Source organism: Aeromonas molluscorum (assembly GCF_051376105.1).
Classification (GTDB): domain Bacteria; phylum Pseudomonadota; class Gammaproteobacteria; order Enterobacterales; family Aeromonadaceae; genus Aeromonas; species Aeromonas molluscorum.
The window spans coordinates 555,885-565,000 of sequence record NZ_JBPQCY010000002.1; the positions used below are offsets into that span (position 1 = coordinate 555,885).

The window sequence follows — 9,116 nt, forward strand, 5'->3', positions numbered from 1 at the left end:
CAAAGAAACGCCCGTGCGGGCGTTTTTTGTTGGGGGAACAAGGCGGTTCAACCTTTGCCGCTGAGCCAGAGAGACGGAGTGCCAGCCGTGAATAAAGGCCCGCATGGGCCTTTGTCTATTAGCGGAAACGGAACAGCTCCCGATGCAGGGGTGACGTGAGGCGCGCGTCCAGGGCGTGGGCCATGGGTTCCGGCCCGCAGAACCAGACCGGAGTCTGCTGCCGATCGCCGAGGGCCGCGACGTCCAGCCGACCGCGTTCAGACTCCAGATGCAGTCGGTACTCGACGCCGGTTTGGCGGCACAGCTGTGCCAGAGACTCATGGTAAGGCGCCTGCTCTATGCTGGGCGCGCACTGGAGCAGGGTGGTGCCGGGGCGCTGTTCACCACGGCGTGCCAGCGCCTCCAGCCAGGCGACAAAGGGGGTGACGCCGATGCCCGCGCCCACCCAGAGGCCTGAGCCAGTTTGGGGCAGGGCGAAGGCACCGTAAGGGCCGGTCACTGTGACGCAGTCCCCGGCCTTGAGGTGCTGATGCAACCACTGGGTATGATCACCCAGCGCGCGAACGGCCAACGTCAGTCGGCGACGATCCGGTGAGACGCTGACCAGGGTGTAGGGATGGGATTCGCCGCGCTCGGCAAAATCGAAGAAGGCGAACTGGCCTGGACGATAATGGGCAAGCGGTGTGGCGAGCTCGACCCGGATCTCCAGAGTGCGATCGTCAAGGGACGACAGGGTGCTAACCACCCCGGTGTGGCGAGCGCGGCGGCCTACTTGACCACAGAGGGAGTAACCTGCGCCCAGGGCGCCGAGTCCGCCTCCGAGCAGCAGGGTCAGGCCGACCGGCGTGAAGAGGCCGATGCGCGGCAACAGGCAAAGGGCGTGCACCCACCCCATCAGATAGATGACGGGCGCCAGTTTGTGAACCAGTTTGAAGCGCTCGTAGCGCACCAGGGCGAGCAGGCTCACCGCGATCAGGGCGAGCAGCAGATAGAAGCCCCACTCCCCCAGGGTATTGCCAAGGTTATGCCACAAGGCATCATTGCCAGCACCAGCACCAGCACCAGCACCAGCACCAGCACCAGCACCAGCACCGCGTCGGGCGGGGCGGGTCAGCCAACCGGCGCCGACCGCCCACTTGGGGGCCTCTACCAACAGCCAGTGGGCAGCCAGAGTACCGGTGGCCCAGAGGGCGCTGCTGCGGTGCAGGCGCAGCATACGATCCAGCCCGCCGCACCAGACTTCCACCCTGGGCAGGCGCAGGGCCAGCAGCAGAGAGAGGGTCATGGCGCCAAGACCGAGCAGGCCGGTCAGGATCAACAGTTCATGGCGCCAGGGCCAGAGATTGGCAGGCCAGGCATCCATGCCGAACAACCAGATCAGCGTGAGCGCAAGTGGCAGGGTCCAGGTGAGGGATAGGGGTTTCATGATGATCTCCTTGTTATATACCTCTTATTGAATGCCCAATCTGTGATGAAAGTGTGTCCCAGGGGGAATCTTTGTGTGGCAGTGTGTGGCAGGGGCACTATTTGGGGGGGGGGCGAACGGCATGTTGGCCTGTGCCAGGGTCGTCCATGGGCCATATTGGCGCTGATGCTTGCTTGCGCCGCTTATTCAGTCTGCCGGTTGCAGGGCGCCGCCAACGCACTGTTTGTCTGCTCGGGGAGATGGGCCGCCGCCCCGCTTTCATGGCGGGGCGGGGAAGGCAGAGCAAGGGGGGAGTGGCCCGATATCGGGCCAGGGGCTCAACGCTTTGCTTTACCGGCCTTGGCACTGTTGCCGCCCAGGGCCTGCTTTCTGGCCCGCTGTTTCTGGGCGGCCTTGCTGCTGCGGCGGGGCTGGGGTTCAAAGCGGCTGAGGTCGGGCTCGAAACCCGGGAACCACTGCTGGGGCAATCGGGTGTCGAGCACCGCCTCCACCTTCTCCAGCAGGGGCGCGTCTTCAGGGCTGAACAATGTGATGGCGAGCCCCTTGTTGCCGGCGCGGCCGGTGCGCCCTATGCGGTGGACGTAATCCTCAGCCACAAAGGGGAACTCCATATTGATCACATGGTTGAGATCGCTGATATCCAGCCCGCGGGCCGCCACGTCGGTGGCGACCAGGGCCTGCAAAGTGCCCGCCCGAAATGCCAGCAATACCTTCTCCCGCGCCCCTTGGGAGAGATCTCCATGAAAGGCCAGCGCGTTGATGCCCGCCTTGCCGAGCTGCTGGGCCAGCTGGTCGGCTCCCTGACGGGTGCGGCTGAAGACAAGCGCCGGTACATAGCCCTTCACCTTGAGCAGGTGGGTGATCAGCGCCAGCTTGCGATCGCCATCTACCGCATAGACCCGTTGTTCTATCTCGGCCGCAGTGGTGTTGCGCGGCGCGACTTCAATCAGCTCGGGGTCGCGCAGCAACACGCGGCTCAAGGCAAACAGGTTGTCATCGCAGGTGGCCGAAAACAGCAGGGTCTGGCGATCGGCCGGTATCTGTCTGAGCAGGGCGGTGATCTCGTCCATAAAGCCCATGTCGAGCATCCTGTCGGCTTCGTCAAACACCAGATGGCGGAGGCTACCAAGGCTCAGGGCCCCCTGGCGCAGGTGATCGAGCAATCGGCCCGGGGTGGCGATCAGCAGATCCACTCCGGCTTTCAGAGCATCGACCTGGGCTGCAATGCTGACCCCGCCGTAGACCAGGGCGCTGGTGAGACCGGTTCCTTGTCCGTAGCGTGCCACGCTATCAAAGACCTGCACCGTCAGCTCGCGGGTCGGCACCAGCACCAGGGCGCGAATGGGGCGGAGCGACTCATCTCGCGGCTGCTGCATCAGCAGCTCCAGCAGCGGCAGCACGAAGGCGGCGGTCTTGCCGGTGCCGGTCTGGGCCCCCGCCATCAGATCCCGCCCGGCCAAAATGGTCGGGATGGCGCGCGCCTGAATGGGGGTCGGCTGGGCATAACCCAGTTCGCGCAGGGTCTGTTGCAGGCGAGGAGAGAGGGTCAGTTCGGCAAAGGAGGCAAAGGACATAGGAGCACCAGTCTGGGGCTATCACGACTAGCGGCCGTGACAGAAACAATGATCGTAGCCGGGATGGTAACAGAAGGAGGGGAATAGGCAGAAGGCGGGCAAGGGGGAAAGCCGTGACGGCCATGGCCTCCATGAAGAGATCAGGGCCGCTGGGATGACGCTATCTCATGCACTGCGGCCCATGAAAATGAGTCGGTCTGGCACTTATTGGATAACTGAGTGGCTCCCAGACATGGCGGGGCCTGCTCAATGGCCTTGAAACACCTCCTCAAGGGCATCCACCACGGCACGCATCCGGCCGGTCTTTTGCACGTCAGGGTGCAGCACCAGCCAGATGTCGATGGGGTCATGCTGGCCCGGCAGGATCCGCACCAGGCCGGGCTCGTCCTCGGCGAGAAAGGTGGAGAGCAGCGCTATGCCAAGCCCCTGGCGCGCCGCGGCCATCAGCACCAGCTGGGCATTGCTCTGTAGTACCACATTGGGTTCATCAAGGGGCTCACCGCACAGGCTCAGCCAGTGGCGGGCCACCAGTTCTCTGGGAAACAACAGCAGGTCATGGCGCTGCAGATCCGCGCCGCACCGGGGTGTGCCCCGGCGCATCAGATAATCGCGAGAGGCATAGAGCCCCATCTTGATGGTGGCGAGGCGTTTGACCACGAGTTCATCGCGCTCGGGACGCAGGCTGCGAATGGCGAGATCTGCCTCCTGGTTGGCAATGTCGCTGACATTGACCGCGGTCTGCAACGTGAGGCGGATGCCGGGATGGCGCTCGCGCAGCAGGCTGAAGGCCGGCAGCACGAAACCCTGGGCCAGGGTGTCTGTGGTGGCGATGCGCACCTCCCCCTCCAGCTCGCCCAGGCTGGCGGTGCGATCCATCGTTTGCATCGCTCGCTCCATGGCCTCTGCCTGGGGAAGCAGCTCTTCGCCCAGGGGGCTGAGCCGATAGTGTCTGGGGGTGCGGATAAACAGCTTGGCATTGAGGCTCTGTTCGAAGGCGGCAACACGCCGCCCGACAGTGGCCTGATCGACCCGCAGATCGAGCCCGGCCCCCCGCAGGCTGCCGCGCCGTGCCAGGGCCAGGAAGAAACGGGCATCATCCCAGTTGATCACTCTTGCTCCTCGCGCGAGCTGGACGCCCGATTGGCGCCGGGATATTAGATGTCAGGGGGCGCCGCAGTTCAAGGGCAGCACGGCGCACTATCTGGTTGGGCGGGGCGGGAGCCCCGCCGCGTGCGAACAGATGGCCTTGTATCGCACGTCGCGGTGAAGGGGGGGGCGCCGGGTTGATGCAAGTCTGAATCAGTCTGATGCAGAACTGCCGCAGTCAGGGGGAGGGCGGCTCGCTATCATGGCGCTCCCGATTGCGGGGTCGTCCGTTTGTGATTGGAGTCCTTATGTCATCCCCTTGCCCGGCCCGCGAGGCCAATCCTGCCCGGGCCAGTCTGCGCTGGTTTTTGGCGCTGGCCCTGGTGTCGGCCTTGCTCAACAGCAGTGCGCCGACGCCGCTCTATCCCCATTATCAGCAAACGCTGGCCCTGAGCAGCGTCAGTCTGACCCTCATCTATGGTGGCTATGCGGGGGGCGTACTCCTCTCTCTGCTGGGGGTCGGCAACCTGGCTGGCCGGGTGAGGGATTTGCGCGTCATGATAGTGCCAGCCTTGATGGCGGTGGCGGGCGGCGCCCTGCTGTTTGCGCTGGCAAACTCATTTTGGTCGCTGCTGATAGCGCGGGTGCTGGCCGGGATAGGTACCGGTGCCCTGACCGGCGCCGCCAACGTGGCCTTGCTGCGCTTTGGGCCGGATGATGGCGGCAAGCGCGCCGCGCTCAGCGCCACCCTCTCCTTTACCCTGGGGTTGGCACTGGGCCCCATCTTCAGTGCCCTGGCGCTGCAACTAGGGATCTACCCAACCTTGCTGCCATTCATGTTGATCATGCTGATGGCGCTGTGCGCCATGGTGGGGGTGACACTCTACTGGCCAGACAGGGCGCGGGAGGGGGCCCCGACACTGAGCGGCCAGCCTCTGGGTACCCTGCGCCAGGGATTGGCCGCGACCGGAGGGGCCTTCTTCCTGTGCGCCGGCGCCCTGTTCACCGCCTGGGTGGCGGCGGCCAGCTTGCTCGCCATTGGTCCGAATGTGGCTCGTGAGCTGTTGGGCATGACGGACCTGGGTCTGTTTGGCTATTTGGTGGCGGCCTATCTGCTGGTTTCGGGCCTCTGCCAGCTCTGGTGCCGCCGTCTGGATGCACGGCACACCCTGCTAAGCGGTTGCCTGGCCCTGGCACTCTGCCTGTTGCTGTTTCTGATGGCGGTCCATTGGCAGAGGCTGGGTCTGGCACTGTTCGGCTTTCTGGTGGCAGGTTACGCTCAGGGCGCCATTTTTGTGGGCAGCGCGACCCTGGTCAACCGCATCGCCCCCAGAGCCAGCCACGCCCGGCTTGTTTCGCTCTTTTATGTGATTGCCTATCTCGCCAACTGGGTACCTGTGCTGCTTGGCTGGGTGAGCGACCACGCAGGTGTGGGACGCGCGATGGACCTGCTCTGTCTGGGGGGAGCCCTTGCCAGTCTCTGGCTCGCCTGGCGCATCCAGGCCCGGGCCTTTCATCACGGCTGATCCGCACGCAGGTTTACCTCGATAAAGCCGAGATGGTGCATGAACTCGCGCAAGATAAGCAGCGTGGCGGCCACGTCCCTTCCGGCAGGCAGATCCCTGGCTGCCAGGGGATCGCCCTCCGCCATGGCGGCAAGCTGGGCAAAACTCTGCTCGATACGGGCAAGGGGCAGCCTGACTTGGCCGAACACGGGGCTGAGGGGACCCGGTGCGAGCTGCAAGGCCGAGCAGGGCGCCAGGTCGGCGGCCAGCGGCATGACGATATCTTCAACCCAGGCGATGGCTTGCTCCAACTCGAGGGGGCTGGGCGGCTCGCGTCGAAATTGGCCCAGCGTCTGGCCGGGTACCAGGGCCCGGTAACCCATGACAAGGCGCAGGGGGGTCTGCTGCCCTTGCACCAGCCAGCTTTCCTGCTCGCCTATGGTCAGCAGGCAGAGACTCTCCTCACCCGTATCCTTTTGTCCGGCCTGTGACTGATCCATATTGCACTCTCCCTGATGATTGGGCTCATAACCCCCTATTGAGGCACAAGTTATGAAGGCTGCCTAGGACGGGGTCGCGCAGGCCGGACCACATCGGCGCTCTTTGTCATCATTGTTTAATAAAAGGTCGCCATCCTTTTGCCGGACGCCGCGAGTGGACAATGACGTAAGAGCTGATAACAAGGAAAGAGTAGATGAGCCGTTTTGACGAGATTGATAGCGCCAACCATCCCCGTGAACAAGAGCCCGAATTCAGTCAATTGATAGAGGCCGGGCTTAGCCGCAGGGGCTTTATCAAGGGCGTTGGCGCCGCCAGCATGGTGGCCTTCTTCGCCGCCAACCCGGTTGCCCGCGCCGTGGCGGCCGCGACCCAACCTTTGCTCGGCTTCCAGGGGGTGCCCGCCTCGGTTGCGGATACTGTGGTGGTGCCGCCCGGCTACAAGGCCGAGGTGCTGATCGCCTGGGGAGATGCCCTGTTCGCCGATGCCCCCGCCTTTGGCCAGGACAATGATGGCAAGGCCCAGGCCCGTCAGTTTGGTGACAACAATGACGGCATGAGCTTCTTCCCCCTGGGGAGGGATCGCGCCCTGCTCGCGGTCAACAATGAATACACCAACTATGAGTACCTGTTCGCCCATGGCGGCAAGCAGCTGACCGCCGCCGACGTGGCCAAGGCCCAGGCGGCCCACGGTGTCTCGTTAGTCGAGTTGATGCAGGCTGACGGCAAGTGGCAAGCCAATCCCAAGGGCGTTCTCAATCGCCGCATCACCGCCAACACTCCCATGCTGCTGAGTGGCCCGGCGGCGGGTCATGCCCTGCTCAAAACCGAGGCGGATCCGCAAGGGCGCAGCGTACTTGGCACCTTCAACAACTGCTCCAACGGCCAGACTCCCTGGGGTACCTACCTCACCTGCGAGGAGAACTTCAACGGCTACTTTGGCAGCGAGGGCAAGCCGGCCCTGGACTCGCGCGCCGCGCGCTACGGCCTGGCCGCCGAGGACGCCGGTTTTGGCTGGCACAGGTTCGACGAACGCTTCGACCTTGCCAAGCACCCCCAGGAGCCCAATCGCTTCGGCTGGGTGGTGGAGATAGACCCCAAGGATCCTGCCTCGATCCCGAAGAAGCGCACTGCGCTGGGTCGCTTCAAGCATGAGAATGCCGCCTTCACCATCAACACGGATGGCCATGCAGTGGTCTATCTGGGCGATGACGAGCGTGGCGAGCATATCTATCGCTTCGTCTCCAAGCACAAGGTGGCGCCGGGTGATGATGCCGCCAATCGCGATCTGCTGGATGAAGGCACCCTCTATGTGGCGCGCTTCGATGCCAAGCAAGGGGAACTCAAGGGGACGGGGCAGTGGTTGCCGCTGGTGCATGGCCTGCATGGGTTGACCAAGGAGAACGGCTTCGCCGATCAGGGCGAGGTGCTCATCTTTGCCCGGGAGGCTGCGACCCGGCTTGGCGCCACTACCATGGATAGACCCGAGTGGGTGGCGGTACACCCCCATAGGGCAGAGGTCTACTGCACCCTGACCAATAACAAAAACAGGGGCATCAAGGATAACCAGCCCCTGGATGGCGCCAACCCGCGCGCCGAGAACCCTTACGGCCAGATCATCCGCTGGCGTCCGGCGGGTGGTGATCACCGCAGCGACAGCTTCGAATGGGATCTCTTCCTGCTGGCGGGCAATCCCCAGGTGAATAAAGAGGGGCTGATGGCGGGCAGCGCCAATATCAATCCGGACAACATGTTCAACAGCCCGGACGGTATTGGTTTCGATGAGGCGGGTCGATTCTGGATCCAGACCGATGGCGACTACTCCAACGAGAAGAAGTTTGCCGGCATGGGCAACAACCAGATGCTGTGTGCGGATCCGGTGAGCGGTGAGGTGCGCCGTTTCCTGACCGGCCCCATCGCCTGCGAGATAACCGGCCTTACCTTCAGCCCGGACTGGCGCACCCTGTTTGTCGGGGTGCAGCATCCAGGTGAAGAGCTGGCTCCCTCCCACTTCCCGGATGGTGGCCAGCATATTCCCCGCTCAGCCGTGCTGCGCATTACCCGCGATGACGGCGGCATCATAGGAGCCTGAGTCGGCGTGCTTATATAAGCCGAGATAATGCCAGAAAAGAGAAAGCCGCCCTCGGGCGGCTTTTTCGATGGCATAAGGCGAAGTCAGAATTCGTTGGAGAGCGCCTTGTAGCCTTTGACCAGATCGATATTGGTGTGGGCCACGTCTTCGGAGAATTCGGTGGCGTCTACCGTGACCCTGGGGATCTCGGCCAGATCGCTCTGCTGGTTGATGCGGGTGGTGGAGGGGACATAGAAGCCGGGTGGCAGATCGCAGCCATCGACCACCGAGTTGTGACGCACCACGCAGCCCTCGCCGATGCGGCAGTTGAACAGTACAGTATTGAAGCCGATGAAGACTTTGTTACCCACCTCGCAGGGGCCATGGACGATGGATCTGTGAGCGATGGAGCTGAACTCGCCTATGGTGACGGCGGCGCCGGACTTGGAGTGGATCACCACACCATCTTGAATATTGGAGTTGGCGCCAATGACGATGGGCTCCATCTCGCCATGCTCATCCACCTCGTCGGCACGGATCACCGCGTAGGGGCCGACGAAGACATTCTCCTTGATGATCACCTTGCCGCAGATGATGGCTGTTTTGTCGATATAGGCCGATTCGTCGATGACCGGCAGGTGGCCGGAGGGATTTTTGCGGATCATGTCGTATCCTGTTTTGGCTGTGGGAAAGTGAAGGGCGCGTCGCCAGCACGGCGCGAACGTGTCCCCGAGCTTACCCCCGCGACCGCTAGTGTGAAACCCCTCACTGGTCTGACCCTGCAGGGATGTCGGGCTTCAAATGGCTGTCAATTGGGGCAGTTTGTGGGACTATCGAGCTACCTATGCCCAGTTCGCCTCATCGCCATGATCGGACGGCGGCAGATCGCTTTAAGGCAATAAGGAAGATGCCATGACACGGATACTGGGCCTGATCGCCCTCATTGGTCTGCTCGC

The 9,116-nt window shown here is 63.3% G+C and carries 8 protein-coding genes (1 of these 8 only partly in view); 3 read left to right on the plus strand and 5 right to left on the minus strand.

What is annotated here, in order from left to right:
• Positions 1 to 118 precede the first annotated feature (118 nt).
• From ACSMDR_RS13200 to ACSMDR_RS13210, 3 genes are all read right to left on the minus strand, one after another.
• Positions 119 to 1,426 (minus strand): ferredoxin reductase family protein, encoded by a 1,308-nt coding sequence (locus ACSMDR_RS13200; protein ID WP_436468555.1) that lies wholly within the window; start codon positions 1,424 to 1,426, stop codon positions 119 to 121.
• A 317-nt stretch (positions 1,427 to 1,743) separates the two neighbouring features.
• The gene (locus ACSMDR_RS13205; protein WP_436468556.1) at positions 1,744 to 3,000 is read right to left on the minus strand and encodes a DEAD/DEAH box helicase; all 1,257 of its coding nucleotides are present in this window, start codon (positions 2,998 to 3,000) and stop codon (positions 1,744 to 1,746) included.
• Positions 3,001 to 3,246: 246 nt separating this feature from the next.
• Positions 3,247 to 4,110, minus strand: a complete 864-nt coding sequence (locus ACSMDR_RS13210) for a LysR family transcriptional regulator (RefSeq protein WP_436468557.1) — start codon at positions 4,108 to 4,110, stop codon at positions 3,247 to 3,249.
• Positions 4,111 to 4,394: 284 nt separating this feature from the next.
• Here ACSMDR_RS13210 and ACSMDR_RS13215 point away from each other — a divergent pair, with 284 nt between their 5' ends.
• Positions 4,395 to 5,612: an MFS transporter gene (locus tag ACSMDR_RS13215; protein WP_436468558.1), complete on the plus strand. Its 1,218-nt coding sequence runs from the start codon at positions 4,395 to 4,397 to the stop codon at positions 5,610 to 5,612.
• On the opposite strand, the gene ACSMDR_RS13220 is transcribed toward ACSMDR_RS13215, so the two are convergent.
• Entirely contained in the window at positions 5,603 to 6,091 is a 489-nt protein-coding gene (locus tag ACSMDR_RS13220) for a hypothetical protein (protein WP_436468559.1), read from the minus strand. The genes ACSMDR_RS13215 and ACSMDR_RS13220 overlap by 10 nt on opposite strands.
• Positions 6,092 to 6,285: 194 nt before the next feature.
• Here ACSMDR_RS13220 and ACSMDR_RS13225 point away from each other — a divergent pair, with 194 nt between their 5' ends.
• A complete protein-coding gene (locus ACSMDR_RS13225) occupies positions 6,286 to 8,181 on the plus strand; it encodes a PhoX family protein (protein WP_436468560.1) in 1,896 nt (631 codons plus the stop codon).
• 83 nt (positions 8,182 to 8,264) lie between these two features.
• Here ACSMDR_RS13225 and ACSMDR_RS13230 read toward each other — a convergent pair whose 3' ends face one another.
• Positions 8,265 to 8,825 carry a gamma carbonic anhydrase family protein gene (locus ACSMDR_RS13230; protein ID WP_005908359.1) on the minus strand — a complete coding sequence of 187 codons (561 nt, stop codon included), beginning with the start codon at positions 8,823 to 8,825 and terminating at the stop codon, positions 8,265 to 8,267.
• A gap of 247 nt (positions 8,826 to 9,072) precedes the next feature.
• Here ACSMDR_RS13230 and ACSMDR_RS13235 point away from each other — a divergent pair, with 247 nt between their 5' ends.
• Positions 9,073 to 9,116, plus strand: the beginning of a protein-coding gene (locus ACSMDR_RS13235) for a ribonuclease T2 family protein (protein WP_436468561.1). 604 nt of this gene lie beyond the right edge of the window; 44 of the gene's 648 nt are visible here — the first part of the coding sequence; its start codon is at positions 9,073 to 9,075; its stop codon lies off the right edge, out of view.

Coding starts and splice junctions, on each gene's coding strand:
- ACSMDR_RS13200 (WP_436468555.1), bottom strand. CDS start 1,426: ATGAAACCCCTATCCCTCACCTGGACCCTGCCACTTGCGCTCACGCTG.
- ACSMDR_RS13205 (WP_436468556.1), bottom strand. CDS start 3,000: ATGTCCTTTGCCTCCTTTGCCGAACTGACCCTCTCTCCTCGCCTGCAA.
- ACSMDR_RS13215 (WP_436468558.1), top strand. CDS start 4,395: ATGTCATCCCCTTGCCCGGCCCGCGAGGCCAATCCTGCCCGGGCCAGT.
- ACSMDR_RS13220 (WP_436468559.1), bottom strand. CDS start 6,091: ATGGATCAGTCACAGGCCGGACAAAAGGATACGGGTGAGGAGAGTCTC.
- ACSMDR_RS13225 (WP_436468560.1), top strand. CDS start 6,286: ATGAGCCGTTTTGACGAGATTGATAGCGCCAACCATCCCCGTGAACAA.
- ACSMDR_RS13230 (WP_005908359.1), bottom strand. CDS start 8,825: ATGATCCGCAAAAATCCCTCCGGCCACCTGCCGGTCATCGACGAATCG.